Annotated in this window: 20 protein-coding genes; 9 read left to right on the top strand and 11 right to left on the bottom strand. The window is 68.3% G+C overall.

Translation table 11 applies throughout. The features are described from left to right. Window positions 1-3: 3 nt before the first annotated feature. On the bottom strand, window positions 4-186 hold the full coding sequence (locus TPR58_RS15300; RefSeq protein WP_346247574.1) for a type II toxin-antitoxin system CcdA family antitoxin: 183 nt from the start codon (window positions 184-186) through the stop codon (window positions 4-6). A 63-nt stretch (window positions 187-249) separates the two neighbouring features. Here TPR58_RS15300 and TPR58_RS15295 point away from each other — a divergent pair, with 63 nt between their 5' ends. The 5 genes from TPR58_RS15295 to TPR58_RS15275 all read left to right on the top strand — a co-directional run bounded on the left by TPR58_RS15295 (window position 250) and on the right by TPR58_RS15275 (window position 3803). Next, a complete protein-coding gene (locus TPR58_RS15295) occupies window positions 250-1179 on the top strand; it encodes a DUF5996 family protein (protein ID WP_346247573.1) in 930 nt (309 codons plus the stop codon). Between the two features lie 24 nt (window positions 1180-1203). Beyond that, entirely contained in the window at window positions 1204-1755 is a 552-nt protein-coding gene (locus TPR58_RS15290) for a pyridoxamine 5'-phosphate oxidase family protein (RefSeq protein ID WP_346247572.1), read from the top strand. Continuing rightward, window positions 1755-1961, top strand: a complete 207-nt coding sequence (locus TPR58_RS15285) for a putative signal transducing protein (RefSeq protein ID WP_346247571.1) — start codon at window positions 1755-1757, stop codon at window positions 1959-1961. The genes TPR58_RS15290 and TPR58_RS15285 overlap by 1 nt, the downstream gene beginning before the upstream one ends. Before the next feature lie 145 nt (window positions 1962-2106). After that, entirely contained in the window at window positions 2107-2445 is a 339-nt protein-coding gene (locus tag TPR58_RS15280; protein ID WP_346247570.1) for a P-II family nitrogen regulator, read from the top strand. Window positions 2446-2459: 14 nt separating this feature from the next. Further along, window positions 2460-3803: an ammonium transporter gene (locus TPR58_RS15275; RefSeq protein ID WP_346247569.1), complete on the top strand. Its 1344-nt coding sequence runs from the start codon at window positions 2460-2462 to the stop codon at window positions 3801-3803. A gap of 109 nt (window positions 3804-3912) precedes the next feature. On the opposite strand, the gene TPR58_RS15270 is transcribed toward TPR58_RS15275, so the two are convergent. From TPR58_RS15270 to recQ, 7 genes are read right to left on the bottom strand one after another with little or no spacing between them, the layout of a single operon-like run. Next, on the bottom strand, window positions 3913-5520 hold the full coding sequence (locus tag TPR58_RS15270; protein WP_346247568.1) for a GMC family oxidoreductase: 1608 nt from the start codon (window positions 5518-5520) through the stop codon (window positions 3913-3915). Window positions 5521-5561: 41 nt separating this feature from the next. Then, complete coding sequence (locus tag TPR58_RS15265; RefSeq protein ID WP_346247567.1) at window positions 5562-6506, bottom strand: sterol desaturase family protein; 945 nt, start codon at window positions 6504-6506, stop codon at window positions 5562-5564. A 41-nt stretch (window positions 6507-6547) separates the two neighbouring features. Then, window positions 6548-6907 (bottom strand): hypothetical protein, encoded by a 360-nt coding sequence (locus TPR58_RS15260; protein WP_346247566.1) that lies wholly within the window; start codon window positions 6905-6907, stop codon window positions 6548-6550. Continuing rightward, window positions 6904-7332, bottom strand: a complete 429-nt coding sequence (locus tag TPR58_RS15255) for a protein tyrosine phosphatase family protein (RefSeq protein ID WP_346247565.1) — start codon at window positions 7330-7332, stop codon at window positions 6904-6906. The genes TPR58_RS15260 and TPR58_RS15255 overlap by 4 nt, the downstream gene beginning before the upstream one ends. A gap of 12 nt (window positions 7333-7344) precedes the next feature. Beyond that, window positions 7345-7788 (bottom strand): hypothetical protein, encoded by a 444-nt coding sequence (locus tag TPR58_RS15250; protein ID WP_346247564.1) that lies wholly within the window; start codon window positions 7786-7788, stop codon window positions 7345-7347. Further along, the gene (locus tag TPR58_RS15245) at window positions 7785-8243 is read right to left on the bottom strand and encodes a hypothetical protein (RefSeq protein WP_346247563.1); all 459 of its coding nucleotides are present in this window, start codon (window positions 8241-8243) and stop codon (window positions 7785-7787) included. The genes TPR58_RS15250 and TPR58_RS15245 overlap by 4 nt, the downstream gene beginning before the upstream one ends. A 1-nt stretch (window position 8244) precedes the next feature. After that, a complete protein-coding gene (recQ, locus tag TPR58_RS15240) occupies window positions 8245-10014 on the bottom strand; it encodes a DNA helicase RecQ (protein WP_346247562.1) in 1770 nt (589 codons plus the stop codon). A 42-nt stretch (window positions 10015-10056) separates the two neighbouring features. On the opposite strand from recQ, the gene TPR58_RS15235 reads away from it, so the two are divergent. From TPR58_RS15235 to TPR58_RS15225, 3 genes are all read left to right on the top strand, one after another. Continuing rightward, window positions 10057-10332, top strand: coding sequence for a GNAT family N-acetyltransferase (locus TPR58_RS15235; protein ID WP_346247561.1), 276 nt, complete (start codon window positions 10057-10059; stop codon window positions 10330-10332). Between the two features lie 78 nt (window positions 10333-10410). Further along, window positions 10411-11871, top strand: coding sequence for an ATP-binding protein (locus TPR58_RS15230; protein ID WP_346247560.1), 1461 nt, complete (start codon window positions 10411-10413; stop codon window positions 11869-11871). 11 nt (window positions 11872-11882) lie between these two features. Then, window positions 11883-12158 (top strand): hypothetical protein, encoded by a 276-nt coding sequence (locus TPR58_RS15225; RefSeq protein WP_346247559.1) that lies wholly within the window; start codon window positions 11883-11885, stop codon window positions 12156-12158. On the opposite strand, the gene TPR58_RS15220 is transcribed toward TPR58_RS15225, so the two are convergent. After that, a complete protein-coding gene (locus TPR58_RS15220) occupies window positions 12145-13083 on the bottom strand; it encodes an alpha/beta fold hydrolase (protein WP_346247558.1) in 939 nt (312 codons plus the stop codon). The two genes, TPR58_RS15225 and TPR58_RS15220, sit on opposite strands and share 14 nt — an antisense overlap. A gap of 116 nt (window positions 13084-13199) precedes the next feature. Continuing rightward, a complete protein-coding gene (locus TPR58_RS15215; RefSeq protein WP_346247557.1) occupies window positions 13200-14135 on the bottom strand; it encodes an SGNH/GDSL hydrolase family protein in 936 nt (311 codons plus the stop codon). A gap of 130 nt (window positions 14136-14265) precedes the next feature. Between TPR58_RS15215 and TPR58_RS15210 the strand changes: the two genes are divergently transcribed. Beyond that, window positions 14266-14919, top strand: coding sequence for a glutathione S-transferase family protein (locus TPR58_RS15210; protein WP_346247710.1), 654 nt, complete (start codon window positions 14266-14268; stop codon window positions 14917-14919). An 18-nt stretch (window positions 14920-14937) separates the two neighbouring features. Here TPR58_RS15210 and TPR58_RS15205 read toward each other — a convergent pair whose 3' ends face one another. Further along, a complete protein-coding gene (locus TPR58_RS15205) occupies window positions 14938-16773 on the bottom strand; it encodes an ABCB family ABC transporter ATP-binding protein/permease (RefSeq protein WP_346247556.1) in 1836 nt (611 codons plus the stop codon). Window positions 16774-16808 lie beyond the last annotated feature (35 nt).

Raw genomic sequence — 16808 nt, 5'->3', positions numbered from 1 at the left:
CGGTTAGAACTGACGGTATCTGGCAAGGGGCAGGCCGTGCTTCTCGACCCAGGCATTGTTTACCGCGATCGCTTCGCGATGCGCCTTCTGCCAGCTGCTGTCGCGCTCCGTGCAATCAGCTTGAAGCGAGCTAGCGGTTCCGCGGGAAGAGTCGGAGACGTTGCCGTCTGTGTCACGCTTGCTCATAGTGATTAGCTAAAGCGGTGTGGGTCGGCGATCAATCTGCGCCTCTGACAAGGAGCGATTTCCATGACCAACTGGCCCCGCATCGACTGGCCCGCATGGCGCGAGACCGCGGTTCACCTCCAGCTGATGACGCAGATCGTCGGCAAGATCCGGATCGCGCTGACGCCCTGGCTCAACCATGGCTGGCATGTTCCGCTCTATGTCACGCCGCGCGGTCTGGGCAGTTCGCCGATTCCGTCGGGGGCAGGGGCGTTCGAGGTCGACTTCGATTTCCAGGCTCACGAGCTGCGCATCGCCTGCATCAGCGGCGACAGCCGCACGCTGACGCTCGGCGAGGGCACGATCGCCAATTTCTACGCCGCGGTCATGCAAGCATTGAGCGACCTGGGCGTCAGCGTAACGATCAAGACCATGCCCAACGAGATGCCCGATCCGGTCCGTTTTCCCGATGATCATGCGGTTCGGCCCTATGATCGCGCCGCGGTCGAGGCATTCCATGCGGCGCTCGCCCGGATCGACCATGGCTTCAAGGTGTTCCGCACCGGCTTCCTCGGCAAGTCCAGCCCGGTTCATTTCTTCTGGGGAAGCTTCGACTTGGCGGTGACGCGCTTTTCGGGGCGGCGGGCGCCGCGCCATCCGGGCGGCATCCCCGGCCTGCCCGACGACGTGACGCGCGAGGCCTATAGCCATGAGGTGGCGAGCGCGGGCTTCTGGCCGGGCAGCGATGCGTTTCCGCGGCCCGCCTTCTATGCCTATGCCTATCCCGCGCCCGAGGGCTATGCCGAGGCGGCGATCCCCGCGCCCGGATATTTCGACGGCGGGCTGGGCGAGTTCCTGCTCGACTATGAGGCGGTGCGCACCGCCGCCGATCCCGAAGCCGTGCTGCTCGAGTTCCTCCAGTCGACCTATGACGTGGCCGCCGATCTGGGCAAATGGGACCGGGCGGCGCTCGACTGTCCGATCGGAATTCCCGGCCGGCCGCGCATCGTCTAGGCCGGGGTCGAAGGAAGGCGAGCCATGGCGAAATTCTTCGAGGCACTGAACGACGATCACCGCGCCTTCATCGCGCGCCAGCCGGTTTTCTTCGTCGCCACCGCCGCGGGGGATGCGCGGATCAATCTCAGTTCCAAGGGGATGGATTGTTTCCGCGTGCTGGACGATCGCCGCGTCGCCTGGCTCGACGTCGCGGGATCGGGCAACGAGACCCACGCCCATCTGGTCGCCGACGGGCGAATCACGATCATGTTCTGCGCCTTCTACAATCCGGCGCTGATCCTGCGCCTTTACGGCCGCGGCCGCCCGGTCCTGCCGCAGGATGCCGACTGGCCCGCGCTCGCCGCCAATTTCACCCTGCTGCCGGGGACCCGCCAGATCTTCGGGATCGAGGTCGATTCGGTCCAGGCCTCGTGCGGCTGGGGCGTGCCGCACATGACCCTGGACCGGGAGCGCGACACGCTGCGCCGCTATCATGCCGCCTCCAGCGATGCCGAGCGCTTCGCCAAATATGCGATCCGCACCCACAGCATCGACGGGCTTCCGGTCCGCAATCCGACCGTGGCCGCGGGCTGATGGCACTCGTCGAACTGGGCCGCTTCGACTTTCCCGAGGCGCATATCATCGTCGGCCGGCTGGAGGACGAGGGCATCATGGCCTTCGCCTTCGACGCCGGGGCGAGCGTGGTGGAGGGCAGCCTGTCGTTCCTCATCCCCGTGCGGGTGATGGTCGATGACGAGGACCTGGAGTCGGCCCGCGCGGTGCTCGCCAAGCCTGCCTGATTTTTAGGCAGCTGTTCGCGGCTGCACAAATTCTCATCCATCGACTGCCGCTCGATAACCCGGATTCGCAGGAATCCGGCCGTTTCGCACTCTGGCACGCCCCTTGCTGAGAAGCTTCCCGGGACAACGCGCAAGAGGGGGCGGCATGAAACTGATCATCGCCATCATCAAACCGTTCAAGCTGGACGAGGTTCGCGAGGCGCTCACGGGGGTGGGCATCACCGGCATGACGGTGACCGAGGTGAAGGGGTTCGGGCGGCAGAAGGGCCAGACCGAAATCTACCGCGGCGCCGAGTACAGCACCAACATGGTGCCCAAGATCAAGCTGGAGATCGCGTGCGGTGCCGACCTGGTCGACCGCGCGGTCGAGGCCATCCAGGCCGCGGCCAGCACCGGCGCGATCGGCGACGGCAAGATCTTCGTCCTCGACCTCGGTCAGGCCGTGCGGATCCGCACCGGCGAGACCGACGAGACCGCGCTGTGAGAAGGGGGAGCAACATGAAGCACGCACTGAAGATTGCGGCCGGCACCGGCCTCGCCCTGTTCGCGGCGCTGCCCGCCTGGGCCCAGGATGCCGCCGCCGCGGCACCCGCCGCCACGGTCAACAAGGGCGACGTCGCCTGGATGATGACCTCGACCGTCCTGGTCCTCGCGATGATCCTGCCCGGCCTGGCGCTGTTCTATGGCGGCCTTGCCCGCACCAAGAACATGCTGTCGGTCATGACCCAGGTCGGCGCCGTCGCCTGCCTGGCGATGCTCGTCTGGGTGATGTGGGGCTACACCATGGCGTTCGGCCCCGACTATTCGAGCGGGCTGAGCAACGTCGTCTCCAATTTCGACAAGCTGTTCCTGAAGGGCGTGACCGCCGCGTCGCAGGCCGCGACGTTCACGCCGGGCAACGAGATCCCGGAATATGTCTTCATCAGCTTCCAGATGACCTTCGCCGCGATCACCATCGCACTGGTGCTGGGATCGGTGGTCGAGCGGATCAAGTTCTCGGCAGTGATGGTGTTCGCGCTGATCTGGCTGACGATCGTCTATTTCCCGATCGCGCACATGGTCTGGGCGGCGAGCGGCTATTTCTTCAAGGAAGGCGCGCTCGATTTCGCCGGCGGCACCGTCGTGCACATCAACGCGGGCGTCTCTGCACTGGTGGCCGCCTTCTTCATCGGCAAGCGCATCGGCTATCCGACCGAGCGCATGGCACCGCACTCGCTGACGCTGACCTTCGTCGGCACCGGCCTGCTGTGGGTGGGCTGGTTCGGCTTCAACGCCGGCTCGGCGCTCGAGGCCAATGGCTCGGCCGCACTGGCGATGATCAACACCTTCGTCGCGACCGCCTCGGCCGCCCTGTTCTGGATGCTCGCCGAGCGGGCTGCCGGGCACAAGGCATCGGCGCTGGGCTTCTGTTCGGGCATCATCGCCGGCCTCGTCGCGGTCACTCCGGCGGCGGGCAATTCGGGCCCGTTCGGCGCAATCATCCTCGGCGCGGTCGCCTCGATCGTCTGCTTCCTGTTCGTGACCGTGGTGAAGCCGAAGCTCGGCTATGACGACTCGCTCGACGCCTTCGGCATCCACGGCGTGGGCGGTATCGTCGGCGCGATCGGCACCGCGGTCGTCTATTCGCCCTCGCTCGGTGGCCCCGGCGCCGCCGACTATGTGATGGGCGCGAAGCTGCTGGTGCAGTTCAAGGCCGTCGCCGTCACGATCGTGTGGGCCGCCGTCGGCACGAGCATCGCAATCCTGATCGCCAAGGCAGTGACGGGTGGCCGCGTGACCCCCGAAGTCGAGCTGGAAGGCCTCGATCTCGGTGAGCATGGCGAGCGCGCCTATAACAGCTGACAAGTTTGGGCGCCGCATCCGCACCTCTCCAAAAAAGGGTGCGGCGTCCTCCCCGGGTTCCTCCTGCGGACATACTGGGCCGGTGACCTCGTCACCGGCCCTTTTTTTGTCAGCCCAGATCCTGGCGGACGAAATCGGCGCAGCGCTCGCCGATCATGATGCTCGGCGCATTGGTGTTCCCGCCGACCAGCCGCGGCATGACCGAAGCGTCGGCGATGTAGAGACCCTCGACCCCGCGCACCCGAAGCCGCGGATCGCAGACGGCGCCGTCGTCCGATCCCATCCGCGCGGTGCCGACCGGATGATAGACGGTATCCGACCGGTCGCGGATCACCTGCTCCAGGGCGTCATCGTCGCGCAGGTCGATCGGATAGCGGTCGCGCCCCTTGAAACCGGTGATCGGCGGGGCGTCGAGGATGCGGTACATCTCGCGAACCCCGCGCTTCATCGTCTCGACATCGCGCTGGTCGGACAGAAAGGCCGGATCGATCCGCGGCGCGTCGCGCGGATCGGGCGAGTTCAGCCCCACCGTCCCACGGCTGTACGGCCGCAGGACGCAGGCGTGGCAGCTATAGCCATGGCCCTTCACCTTGGTCCGGCCATGGTCCTCGACGATCGCGACGACGAAATGAAGCTGGACGTCGGGGCGTTCCAGCGCCGGATCGGTCGTGACGAACCCGCCGGCCTCGGCATAGGGGGTGGTCATCGGTCCCGTGCGGGTCGTCATCCAGCGCGCGATCGCGCCGAGCGAGCGGAAGGTGCCGCCCAGCGAGCTGCCGAGAAACGGAACGCCCTTCGTCTCGAACGCAGCGACATAGTCGACATGGTCCTGAAGGTCGGCGCCGACGCCCGGGGCATCGACCCGCACCGCCAGCCCCTGTTCCTGAAGGACCGCGCCGGGGCCGATACCCGACAGCATCAGCATCTGCGGCGTCTGGAACGCCCCGCCCGACATCACGACCGCGCGGGTAGCGCGGATGATCCGGGTTTCGCCGCCGACCTGGTAGGCGACGCCACACGCGCGGCCGTCCTCGAAGATCACCCGCTCGACCGTGGCGTCGGTCACGATCCGCAGGTTGGACCGGGGGTGCCCGTCGCCCAGATAGGCGCGCGCCGCGGTCCAGCGCTCGCCGCGCCGCTGCGTCACCTGATAGATGCCGATCCCGTCCTGCGTCGCGCCGTTGAAGTCGGGGTTCAGCGGCATCTGCAGCGCGGCGGCCGCCTCGAGAAAGGCGTGCGATCCGGGATTGGCCCAATCCTGGTCGCTGACCCACAAGGGACCGTCATCGCCGTGAAAGGCGTCGGCGCCGCGGACATTATGCTCGCACCGCTTGAAGACGGGCAGCACCGCGTCCCAGCCCCAGCCGGCGCAGCCCAGGTCGCGCCATTCGTCATAGTCGCGGGCATGGCCGCGCAGATAGAGCATGGCGTTGATCGCGCTCGACCCGCCCATGCCGCGCCCGCGCGGCTGGTAGCCGCGCCGGCCGTTGAGACCGGGCTGAGGCACCGTCTCGAACCGCCAGTTGGTCCCCTCCGCCTGGAACGGCATCATGCCCGGCATGACCGTCTTGAAGCTGGTGTTGCGCCCGCCTGCCTCCAGTATGGCCACCCGGTATCTGCCGTCTTCGCTCAGCCGCCCGGCGGCGGCGCTGCCGCCTGATCCGCACCCGATCACGACGATATCGGCCTCGTCCGCCGCGCGCGCCTGCTGCCCCATAGTCCCCTCCATGTTCGTCAGGTCGTACGGGCGGCCAGGCTTTATCCGGCCGGAGTAAGCCCCGCCGCTTCCCGACCTTCTTGTTGTACGGTCGTATCACGCTGCATCTGCCGCGCTTGCCAGCGCGCCTTGATCGTCTCGCTGGTGTCGCGGCTGCCGTCATGGCTCCAGCCCGGTGGCTGGACCATATAGTTCCATTTCGCGCGCAGACCCGGCGCCTGCCACACGTCCTTCGCGATGCCGACCCATTCATGGAAGGCGGCCCACAGCAGGTTGAAGCTGCCCAGATCCTTGACGATGCCGTAGCGCGGCCGGTCGTCGTCGCGCTCGGGCACGAAGGTACCGAACATCCGGTCCCAGACGATGAACACGCCGGCATAGTTGCGGTCGAGATAGCGCGGGTTCGTCGCATGGTGGACGCGGTGGTGCGACGGCGTGTTCATCACCGCCTCGAACCAGGCCGGCATCCGGCCGATCACCTCGGTATGGATCCAGAACTGGTAGATCAGGTTCAGTCCCCCGACGAACAGGACCATCTCGGGCGGGAAGCCGACCAGGAATAGGGGGATGCGGAAGATGAAGCCGAGCGAGATGAAGCCGGTCCAGGTCTGCCGCAGCGCGGTCGACAGGTTATAATGCTGGCTGGAATGGTGGATGACATGGCTGGCCCAGAACCAGCGGACGCGGTGCGCCGAGCGGTGAAAGACATAATAGGCCAGGTCGTCGATCACGAAGCACAAGGCGAACCAGTACCAGGCCCAGCCGATGTCGAAGAGGCGGAACTGGTGCAGCCAGACCGCCATCGCATAGACTATCCAGCCGGTGAGCAGTCCCGCCACCGTGCTGCCCGTGCCCAGCGCCAGCGAGGTCAGCGTGTCGCGCGGGCAATAGCGCCGCCGGTCCCTTGCCCAGGCGACCAGCATCTCCGCCAGCACCAGCGCCACGAAGAACGGGATGGCAAAGTTGACCGGGTTGGGCAGCTCCATCCGGTCATCTTGACACTGATGTAAGTAACTCGCAACCGGACTCAGAATTCGGTGACGCCGCGCAGCGTCACGGTCCCGAAGCGCCGCTCGCCGGTGGCGATGCGCAACCCATCAGGGACCAGGACCGCCTCGACCGGGCGGGCCAGCCTGCGTCCCGCGATATGCGCGCCATGGACCTTCAGCACCACGATGCTGCCGTCCCGGCCATGGACGATCGCCGCCTGGCCGTCGCTGGCGACGACGGCCCGCTCGGCCTCGAATCCGGAGACGATATCATCGGCGGTGCGCGATGCCTCGTCGGCATCGGCGATGCGCGCGCCCCCCAGTCGGAGCGCCCATGCGGCACCTGCCAGCATGAAGATCGCCCCGACCGATCCGGCGAGCATCGCCAGCGGGCTCATCCCCGGGCGGACAATGTGTCGAGCAGCGGGCGGATCCCGCTCAGGTCGTAGCCCGCGCCCGCCGCCTTGGCGCTCAGCGTGTCGGGATCGCCGCCGACGCTGGCCGATGCGAGCGCCCACAGATTGCACGAACGGGTACCCGACCGGCAATAGGCGAGCACCGGCCCGGTCGCGCTGGCGAGCGCCGCGGCCATCGATTCGACCTGCGGCGCGGAAAAGCCGGCATGGGTCACGGGAATCGCGACATAGCTGAGCCCCGCGGCCTTGGCCGCCGCCTCGATCTCGGCGCCTTCGGGCTGGCCGGCTTCCTCCCCATCGGGGCGGTTGTTGACGATCGCGGTGAACCCCGCCGCCGCCAGGTCGGCAACCTCCTCGGGCTGGATCTGGGGCGCGACCGAGATGCTGTCGTCGATGGTGCGGATCATAGGATTTTTCCTTTACATGCCGATGGGGTCGAGCCGGCTGAGCGCTTCGTGCGATGCCGGTTCGGAACGGTGGCGGGTCAGCAGGTCGGCACGGGCGGCGTCCAGTCCGGTGCAGCTCTGTGCGACATTGGTTTCGATCTCGGCGCGACGCTGCGCGTTATAGGGTTCCTCGCCCGCCCAATGCTCGCAACCCGCATGGCGGATCAGGTAGCGCTGGACATCGGCAGGCAGGCCACGCGCCTCGGGATAGGTCTGAAGCTCGGTTTCGTTCAGGCCCGGGTCGGCGGGGGCTTCGGTCGCATTGATCGGGACGACGGGTGCGGGCGCCGGTGCCGGCGCGGTGAGGGGCAGGGCAGGCGCCGCGGCGTTGACGGGCGTGTCGTTGCCGACGACCACGCTGCCGCCGCTGCCACAGCCGGTGCAGGCCAGCGCGAGCAACGGTATAAGAGGCCTCACTTGCGCTCGTCCCATTGGCGGATCTGGCCATCAGCCGCCATCAGCCGCTCGACGATCGCGCGCGTCTCGGCGTCGCGGCAGCCATAGTCGAAGCGAAGCTCGGCCGGACCGCGCGGCTCGTGCCAGATCACGCTGCCATAGGGCTGGTCGGTGATGCGATCGGTGCAGCTCAGCGTCTTGCCGGCGTGTCGCCGCGCCGGCGCGAGCAGGGCGCGGATCCTGGCATAGCCGCGCGCGCCCACCTTGAAGCTGGTGGCGCGGACCTCGGTTCGGCGCTGCAGCGTCGAGGTGCGGCGGGCGACATGACCGCGCTTGTCGATCGTCCAGACCGAAATCGGATGCCCCCAGGAGGAGATGCTGACCGCGATCGATCCCGACGGCGGCTGCGGCACGTCGCGCGCGCCCGTCAGCAAGCAGACGGCGGCGACCAGGATCAGCGCTCCGAACCGTCGCATGTCAGGCAGCCTCCCGGATCACGTCGAGAAAGGCCGAACCATAGGCCTCCAGCTTGCGTGCGCCAACGCCGGAGATGCGGCCGAGTTCGCCGATCGAGCGGGGGCGGGCGGCCGCCATGTCGCGCAGCACCGAATCGTGGAAGATGACATAGGGCGGCACCTGCGCCTCCTGTGCCAGCTCGCGCCGCTTGGCGCGCAGAGCCTCGAACAGCGGATCGCCGATCGGGTTGGGCTCGCCGCCCGCCTTGCTGCGCCGCCGCCGCTCGCGCTTGGGCGGCAGCACCAGCGACAGCGTCTTCTCGCCCTTCAGGATCGGCCGCGCCTCGGGGCCGAACTCCAGCCCGCCATGGGCATTGGTCCGCAGCGCGTCGCGCAGCAGCAATGCGCGGGCAACCGGCTTGACCAGTGCGACCTCGTCGCCCTCGACGATGCCGAACACCGACAGCGATTCATGCCCGTTCATCAGGCTGCGTTCGCTCGACTGGCCGAGCAGGATGCCCTCGATATAGCCGGTGCCGTACATCATGCCGGTGCGGAACACCGCCGACAGGAATTTCTGTGCCGTCACGCTCGCGTCGATCGCGCTGGGCGGGCTCAGGCAATTGTCGCAATTGCCGCAGGTCTCGGGCGCGTCCTCGCCGAAATGCCTCAGCAGGATCCGGCGGCGGCAACCCGCGGTCTCGACCAGCGCGCCGAGTGCGGTCAGCCGTGCGCGCTCGCCCGGCTGGCGCGCCGCCTCGACCTCGCCGATCCGCTGGCGCGCGCGGGCGAAATCGTCCGCGCCCCAGAACAGCTGCGCCACCGCCGGGTCGCCGTCGCGGCCGGCGCGGCCGGTTTCCTGATAATAGCCCTCGATCGACTTGGGCAGGCCGGCATGGACGACGAAGCGCACGTCGGGCTTGTCGATCCCCATGCCGAACGCGACCGTGGCGACGATCACCATGTCCTCGCTGGCGACGAACGCCGCCTGGTTGCGGCGGCGCACCGCCGGGTCGAGCCCGGCATGATAGGGCAGGACCGGCCGCCCCGCCCCGCCCAGCCGCTCGGCGAGCTTCTCGACCCCGGCGCGGGTCTGGGCATAGACGATGCCCGGCCCCTGCTGCGCGGCGATGAACTCGGCGACCTGCGCGTTGGTGTTCTCGCGCGGGGTGATGGCGTAGCGGATATTGGGCCGGTCGAACCCGGCGACGATCAGCCCGTCGCGCGGGATGCCGAGCTGGTCGAGGATATCGGCCTGGGTATGGGCGTCGGCGGTCGCGGTCAGCGCAAGCCGGGGGACCTCGGGAAAACTGTCGAGCAGCGGGCGCAGCAGGCGATAGTCGGGGCGGAAATCATGGCCCCATTCGGACACGCAATGCGCCTCGTCGATCGCGAACAGCGCCAGCTTCGACTGGCGCAGCAGGTTGCGGAAGCTCTCGTTCGATGCGCGTTCGGGCGCGACATAGAGCAGGTCGAGCTCGCCCGCGCGGAACCGGGCGATCGTTTCCTCGCGATTCTCGTCGACGCTGGTCAGCGTGGCCGCGCGGATGCCGACCGCCTCGGCGGCGCGCAGCTGGTCGTGCATCAGCGCGATCAGTGGCGACACGACCAGGCAGGTGCCATCGAGCGCGAGCGAGGGGAGCTGGTAGCAGAGCGACTTGCCGGCGCCGGTCGGCATCACCGCCAGCGTGTTGCGTCCATCGAGCACGCGGCCGACCACCTGGTCCTGCACCCCGCGAAAGCTGCGGAAACCGAAGGTTTCGTGGAGAATGTCGAGGGGATCGCGGGTCACGATGCTGGCCTAGGCGCGGTTGGCCATGTTAGCCAACCCCCGATGGACAGCGAAATCACGAACGATGCGGCCGCGAGTCGCTACGAAACGACGGTCGACGGCATCACCGCCTATGCGGCGTACACGGTGGCCGACGATGTCGTCACCTTCACTCATACGATCGTGCCCGAGGCGCTTGGCGGTCGTGGCATCGCCTCGCGGTTGATCCGCTTCGCGCTGGACGATGTCCGCGCGCGCGGGCTGAAGATCGTGCCGCGCTGCCCGTTCGTCGCTGCCTATATCGAGAAGCATCCCGAATATCGTAACCTGGTCGCGTAACCACAATCCCCAGCTAATCGACGAAGCGGCAAATCGGGCCTTGCCCTGCCGACCCGCCTTCCCCCAAGGCTTCCCGCGATGACGGTGAGCGTGGACATGGGGCAGGACGCATCGGGCGCGCCGGTGCCGATCGATCTCGAGGAGCTGCTCGCCACCCGCCTGCTCGTCCAGGGCAATTCGGGGTCGGGCAAGTCGCACCTGCTGCGCCGCCTGCTCGAAAAGAGCGCGGGCCATGTCCAGCAGGTCGTGATCGATCCCGAGGGCGACTTCGTCACGCTTGCCGACCGCTACGGCCATATCGCGATCGAGGCGGTCGACTATTCCGAACGCGAGGTCGTCCGCTTCGCCCAGCGCATCCGGGAGCATCGTGCCTCGGTCGTGCTCAGCCTGGAAGGGCTGGAGGCGGAGGGGCAGATGCGCTGTGCCGCGGCATTCCTGAACGGCCTGTTCGATGCGCCGCGCGATCACTGGTATCCCGCGCTGGTCGTCGTTGACGAGGCGCAGCTGTTCGCCCCCGCCGGCGGCGGCGAGGTGGCCGAGGAGGTGCGCCGCGCCTCGCTGTCGGCGATGACCAACCTGATGTGCCGCGGGCGCAAGCGCGGGCTGGCCGGGGTGATCGCGACGCAGCGCCTGGCGAAGCTGGCCAAGAATGTCGCCGCCGAGGCGTCGAACTTCCTGATGGGCCGGACCTTTCTCGACATCGACATGGCGCGCGCCGCCGACCTGCTCGGCATGGAGCGCCGCCAGGCCGAGCAGATCCGCGACCTGCAGCGCGGCGTGTTTCTCGCGCTCGGCCCGGCCGTGTCGCGCCGTCCGGTGTCGATCCGTATCGGCGCGGTCGAGACCAGCGCGCGCAGCTCCAGCCCCAAGCTGGTGCCGCTGCCCCAGGCGCCGAGCGAGGAGCTGAAGGACATGCTGCTCGCCCCCGCCGAGCCGAGCTGGAGCCCGCCCCCGCCGCCGGCCGAGCCGGTCGCGCCCCGGCTCGCGTCGGATACCCTGCTCGAGGCGCTTGCCGCATCGGTGCCGTCGCGCGCCGAGCCCGAGCCCGAGCGCGATCCGGAAGAGGTGGCGGCGGCGATCGCCGACGTGCTGCGCGACATCGTCGAGGACAGCGAATCGACGCTGCGCTCCTCCTCGGTGCTCTATCAGGATTTCCTGGTGCGCTGCCGGATGGTCGGGCTGACGCGCCCGCCGCTGAACCTTTCCCAGTTCGTGCGGCGCCTGTCTGCGGCGCGCGCCGGCATCCATGGCGAGCCCGAGGGCGAATGGGCCGAGGCGCTCGACGCGGCGCGGGCGCTGCCCGACGACATGCTGGGGCCGTTCCTGCTGGTCGCCCGCGCCGCGCGCGACGGTCAGCCCTGTCCCAGCGATGCCGATCTCGCCGCTAGCTACGGCACCAGTTCGCTGGGCCGCGTCCGCCGCCTGATCACTTATATCGAGAGCCGCGAGCTGTTCGTGTGCCGCACCGATCTGTCGGGCAAGCGGTCGATCACGATCCCCCGGCTGGGCTGGACGACGCAGCCGGCGGAAGGCGCCTGAGTTTCGCCGCGATGCTGCCGGCATCGCTCGCCGCCGATGTCGAGCCGCTGACCATCGGCGCGATCACGCTGAACGGGCTGATGGTCCGCACCGCCGACTTCGGCAGCGCCGCCGGCATTCCCGAAGGCCAGCAGTCCGATCCCGACCCCGACGAGATCGTGGTCACCGGCACGAAGAAGATGAAGAAGCGCGAACTGAGGCTGGAGATCGGCCGCGATGCGCTCGACCGCTGTTCGTCGATCGTCTTCGACAAGCGCGTGAGGACGGTGACGCTCAGCTGCCGTTGAAGCGAGCGATCGACCGGCGCAGCCATGCCTCGGTCTCGGCCGGATAGACGACCTGCAGCATATGGCCGCCGTCGATCAGGTCGATCGTGGCATCGGGAATCGCGGCGGCGGCGTCGGTGCCGTGAAGCTCGGGGTCGAGGACCTCGTCGCCATGCCCGTAGAGGATCGCCACCGGAACCTCGATCGCGCCGTAGCGCTGCGACAGGCGCATCATCGAATCATGGGCCATGCCCAGCTCGAACGATCCCGACTGGAAACTGCGCGGTCGCAGTGACAGTGCAGCGCCGCCGCGCGTCGCGAAGTCCGCCGGAACCAGGTCGGGCGCGAAGACCCGCGCGGTCCGCGCGGCACCCGTGCGCATGCCGATCGGGGTTGCGATCGTCCAGGCCAGCGGGGTGCGCAATGGTGCCGGGACGTGCATCGGCCTGAAGACTGCGGGCGGCCGTTCCGCGGGATGGGTATAGGGTGCGATCAGGGTCAGACCCCCGACAAGTTCGGGATGCGCGATCCCGACCGCCAGTGCAACCGCACCGCCCATCGAATGGCCGACGAGCACCGGCTTTTCCACGTCCAGCGCGCGGATGAAGGCTGCGACGATCTCGCCCTGCGCGGCGATATCGGGGCGAGGGGCAACCATGCTCGAATGGCCCCAGCCGGGCCGGTCGATCACGATGACGCGGTGGTCGACCGCCATGCGCGCGGCCAGATCGGCGAAATTGCGAACCTGTCCCAGCAGCCCGTGGATCATGACGATCGGCGGGCCCGATCCCTGATCGGTATAATGGATGCGGGCGCCGCCCAGATCGAGGATCCTGCCGTCGGCGGGCACGAGCTTCTCGACGCCGCGCGCGACATGGCCGGCCCATAACGCCAGCGCGGCGAGGATCAGCACGACGATCGCAAGGATCCAGACCAGTCCGCTCATCCGACCCTCCATCGCCAGCGCGCTATCGGCGCATGAGGCGAAGGGTGGACGCGATCGTGCCGACTCGCAACCCCGGCGCCCTTGGCCATCGCACCGGCGTGCGCGACCCGGTCGCGTCAGGAAGGCGTGTCGAGCCGGCGCGCCAGCGCGTCCGCTACCGCAGCCATTCCCTGCGCGTTCGGGTGATACGGGACGAAACGCGCGCCTCCGGGCAGGGGAAAGCCGGTCATCCATGGCTCGGCGCTGCAGGTGTCATGATGGCGCGAGAGCGCTGACATCGCGATCACGTCGCTGCCCGTCTCCCCGGCGACCCGCGCGGTGAGCGCCGCGAGCCGCTTCGCCGTGGCCCGGCCCGCATCCGCGTGCTCGGCCGTCAACGGGGTGGCTGGGCACAGGCCGCGCTCGGGCAATACGGTCAGATAGTCGACGAAGATGATCCGCGCCCGGGGGGAGCGTCTCCGGATCTCGACGACGATCATGCGCAGTGCGGCTTCCAGTTTCGCCCAGGCATCCGCGGGCACCGACACCACGGGACATTTGCCGCCCGGCGTTCCCGGCGGGGGTGTGGCGAAGGTCCGGCAGGATGCCGACATCAGCGCGCCGATATAGCCGACGTCATTCCCTCCGACGGTGATCGTCACCAACCGTGTGTCGGCCGTGACCGCATCGATCTGGGCCGGCAACTCGTTCCAGGGGCCGAGCAGATGCCCGGTGGTCGCCGCGCTGCAACTGACATCCGCCAGCCGCAGGTTCATCCTTCGGGCAAGCAGATGTGCATAATTGTCCTCGGAGCGCGCGCAGCGGTTCGGCGGCTGGTCGGCCGACCGGGTCACGCCGGGTCCGGCGGCAAAGGAGCTGCCCATCGCGACATAGTCGGTACCGGCCGAGGACGCGCCGCCGCCGGGATTCGCGATCGACGGGATCGCCGTCAGGGCGGCCAGGAGCCAGAGCAGTTTGTGCGGGTAGATCATCGAGCCTCGACGCCGGTTTCGGGTGCGGCGCCCATCAGGCCATGAGCGCGCGATGCGCGCAAGCGGCCGACACGCCGGCATCCGCCAGTCGATCGTTCGCCGAACCCCGGGCGGCAAGGTTCGAGGATCTACGTTTCGCATGCCGGGCTTGACGCGCCGTTGCCGTCGGTAGCGTATCCTCGCCCGTTCGAAGATGCATCGGAGAATGACGATGTCCCTGACGCTCTATGCCCATCCCTTCTCTTCCTATTGCCAGAAGGTCCTGATGGCCTTGTGGGAGAATGACACGCCGTTCGCCTATCGCCATCTGGAGGCGCCGGGTGTGGGCGAGGACCTTGCGCGCCTGTGGCCGATCGCGAAATTCCCGGTGCTGGTGGATGGCGATCGAACGGTGGTCGAGACCAGCATCATCATCGAGCATCTGGACCAGCATCATCCGGGCGCCGTCCGCTTCCTGCCCGACGATGCGCAAGCTGCGCTGGAGGTCCGGCTGCTCGACCGGTTCTTCGATACCTATGTCATGAACGTCGCGACCGTTCCGGTGACCGAGGCGCTGCGCAAGGCGCCCGACCGGCTGGACGAAGCGAGGGAAGGCGCCGCCAGGGCGCTGGAAATCGCCTATGGCTGGCTCGAGGGGCGGCTGGCCGGGCGCGAATGGGCCGCGGGCGAGCGATTCTCGCTGGCGGACTGCGCCGCGGCGCCGTCGCTATTCTATGGCGACTGGGTGCACCCGATCGGTGACGCCTATCCGCAACTGCGCGCCTATCGCGCACGGCTGCTCCGGCGTCCGTCGTTCGCGCGGGCGGTGGAGGAGGGGCGCAAGTACCGCCATTATTTCCCGCTCGGCGCGCCCGATCGGGATTGAGCCGGATCCTCCGCCGGATCAGGCCTGCGCGCCCTCCGGGTCCGCCGCCTCGTCGCCGTCCTCGCGCTCCTGAGCCTGACGGGCCCACATCTCGGCATAGAGGCCGCCCCGGCGCAGCAGCTCGGCATGCGTGCCCTGTTCGGCGACGCGACCGCTGTCCAGCACGACGATCCGGTCGGCATGGACGACCGTCGACAGGCGGTGGGCGATGACGATGGTGGTGCGGCCGCGCTCGATCGCCTCCAGCGTCGCCTGGATGTCGGCCTCGGTCCGGCTGTCCAGCGCGCTGGTCGCCTCGTCGAGGATCAGGATCGGGGGATTCTTCACCAGCGTGCGGGCGATGGCGACACGCTGCTTCTCGCCGCCCGATAGCTTCAGCCCGCGCTCGCCGACGCGGGTGTCGAACCCGTCGGGCAGCGCCTGGATGAAGCCGGCGATGGCCGCGCCGCGCGCGGCATTGGCGACCTCTTCGGGGGTCGCCCCCTCGCGGCCATAGGCGATGTTGTAGCCGATCGTGTCGTTGAACAGCACCGTGTCCTGCGGGACGATGCCGATCGCGGCACGCAGGCTGTCCTGGGTGACGCGCGAGATGTCCTGCCCGTCGATCGTCACGCGGCCGCCGGTCAGGTCATAGAAGCGGTAGAGGATCCGCGCGAGCGTCGACTTGCCCGCGCCCGACGGGCCGACGACCGCGACGGTGCTGCCCGCCGGGATGTCGAGGTCGATCCCCTTCAATATCTCCCGCGAGGGATCATAGCCGAAGCGGACATTCTCGAACTGGACATGACCGCTGGCGACCTGCAGCGGCGGCGCGCCCGGCGCGTCCTTCACCTCGGCATCGGTATCGATCAGGTCGAACATGCTGCCCATGTCGATCACGCCCTGGCGGATCGTGCGATAGACCATGCCGAGCAGGTCGAGCGGCCGGAACAGCTGGGTGAGCAAGGTCGAGACCAGCACGACGTCGCCCGCGGTGAACTGGCCGGTCGACCAGCCATGGACGATCAGCGCCATCCCGGCGGCCAGCATCACGCCGGTGATCAGTGCCTGGCCGATGTTGAGCCAGGCGAGCGAATTCTCGCTGACCGTGGCCGCCTTGGCATAGGCGGTGACGGCATCCTCGTACCGCTTGGCCTCGCGGACCTCGGCGTTGAAATATTTCACCGTCTCGAAGTTCAGCAGCGAATCGACCGCGTGCGCCACCGCGCCGGTGTCGAGGTCGTTCATCTGCGTGCGCAGCTTGGCGCGCCAGTCGGTCACCCAGCGCGTGAAGGCGATATAGACTACCACCATCGCGACCGTGCCGATCACCAGCCAGCCGGAGAAGCGCGTCCAGAAGATGCCCAGCACCATGCCGAGCTCGAGGATGGTCGGGGCGATGTTGAACAGCAGGAAGTACAGCATCGTGTCGATGCTCTTGGTGCCGCGCTCGATCACCTTCGTCACCGCGCCGGTGCGCCGCTCCAGATGGAACCGCAGCGACAGGCGGTGGAGATGGCGGAACACGTCCGATGCCAGCCGGCGGGTCGCTTCCTGGCCGACCCGCTCGAACACCGCATTGCGCAGATTGTCGAACAGCGTCGTCGCGAACCGGGCGAGCGCATAGCCCGCGACCAGCGCGATCACCAGCCACAGTGCGTCACGCGATCCGCCCGCCATCCGGTCGATCGCCCCCTGCAGTGCGAACGGCGCGCCATAGACCTGCACGACCTTCGACATGACGACCAGCGACAGGGCGATAACGATGCGCACGCGCAGGCCGGCGGCGTCGCGCGGCCACAGATAGGGCAGGAAGCGTTTCAGCGTGCCCCAGAGCGGTCGTTCCGGGCCCGGTTCATAATTTTGCGGAGGCATCAAGCGGCATTTGGGACGCCTGGCGCAGCAATGCA

This window comes from Sphingomonas rustica (genome assembly GCF_039652585.1).
In the GTDB taxonomy this organism is placed as follows: domain Bacteria; phylum Pseudomonadota; class Alphaproteobacteria; order Sphingomonadales; family Sphingomonadaceae; genus Sphingomonas; species Sphingomonas rustica.
This window is presented reverse-complemented; position numbering and strand designations above follow the sequence as displayed.

Bases quoted from the DNA above. Each gene is read 5' to 3' on its own strand.
- TPR58_RS15230 (WP_346247560.1), top strand. From the start codon at position 10,411: ATGACGGTGAGCGTGGACATGGGGCAGGACGCATCGGGCGCGCCGGTG.
- TPR58_RS15265 (WP_346247567.1), bottom strand. From the start codon at position 6,506: ATGGAGCTGCCCAACCCGGTCAACTTTGCCATCCCGTTCTTCGTGGCG.
- TPR58_RS15285 (WP_346247571.1), top strand. From the start codon at position 1,755: ATGGCACTCGTCGAACTGGGCCGCTTCGACTTTCCCGAGGCGCATATC.
- TPR58_RS15215 (WP_346247557.1), bottom strand. From the start codon at position 14,135: ATGCCGGCGTGTCGGCCGCTTGCGCGCATCGCGCGCTCATGGCCTGAT.
- TPR58_RS15270 (WP_346247568.1), bottom strand. From the start codon at position 5,520: ATGGGGCAGCAGGCGCGCGCGGCGGACGAGGCCGATATCGTCGTGATC.
- TPR58_RS15280 (WP_346247570.1), top strand. From the start codon at position 2,107: ATGAAACTGATCATCGCCATCATCAAACCGTTCAAGCTGGACGAGGTT.
- TPR58_RS15245 (WP_346247563.1), bottom strand. From the start codon at position 8,243: ATGCGACGGTTCGGAGCGCTGATCCTGGTCGCCGCCGTCTGCTTGCTG.
- TPR58_RS15225 (WP_346247559.1), top strand. From the start codon at position 11,883: ATGCTGCCGGCATCGCTCGCCGCCGATGTCGAGCCGCTGACCATCGGC.
- TPR58_RS15205 (WP_346247556.1), bottom strand. From the start codon at position 16,773: ATGCCTCCGCAAAATTATGAACCGGGCCCGGAACGACCGCTCTGGGGC.
- TPR58_RS15275 (WP_346247569.1), top strand. From the start codon at position 2,460: ATGAAGCACGCACTGAAGATTGCGGCCGGCACCGGCCTCGCCCTGTTC.
- TPR58_RS15255 (WP_346247565.1), bottom strand. From the start codon at position 7,332: ATGATCCGCACCATCGACGACAGCATCTCGGTCGCGCCCCAGATCCAG.
- TPR58_RS15290 (WP_346247572.1), top strand. From the start codon at position 1,204: ATGGCGAAATTCTTCGAGGCACTGAACGACGATCACCGCGCCTTCATC.
- TPR58_RS15260 (WP_346247566.1), bottom strand. From the start codon at position 6,907: ATGAGCCCGCTGGCGATGCTCGCCGGATCGGTCGGGGCGATCTTCATG.
- TPR58_RS15235 (WP_346247561.1), top strand. From the start codon at position 10,057: ATGGACAGCGAAATCACGAACGATGCGGCCGCGAGTCGCTACGAAACG.
- TPR58_RS15300 (WP_346247574.1), bottom strand. From the start codon at position 186: ATGAGCAAGCGTGACACAGACGGCAACGTCTCCGACTCTTCCCGCGGA.
- TPR58_RS15295 (WP_346247573.1), top strand. From the start codon at position 250: ATGACCAACTGGCCCCGCATCGACTGGCCCGCATGGCGCGAGACCGCG.
- TPR58_RS15220 (WP_346247558.1), bottom strand. From the start codon at position 13,083: ATGAGCGGACTGGTCTGGATCCTTGCGATCGTCGTGCTGATCCTCGCC.
- TPR58_RS15210 (WP_346247710.1), top strand. From the start codon at position 14,266: ATGTCCCTGACGCTCTATGCCCATCCCTTCTCTTCCTATTGCCAGAAG.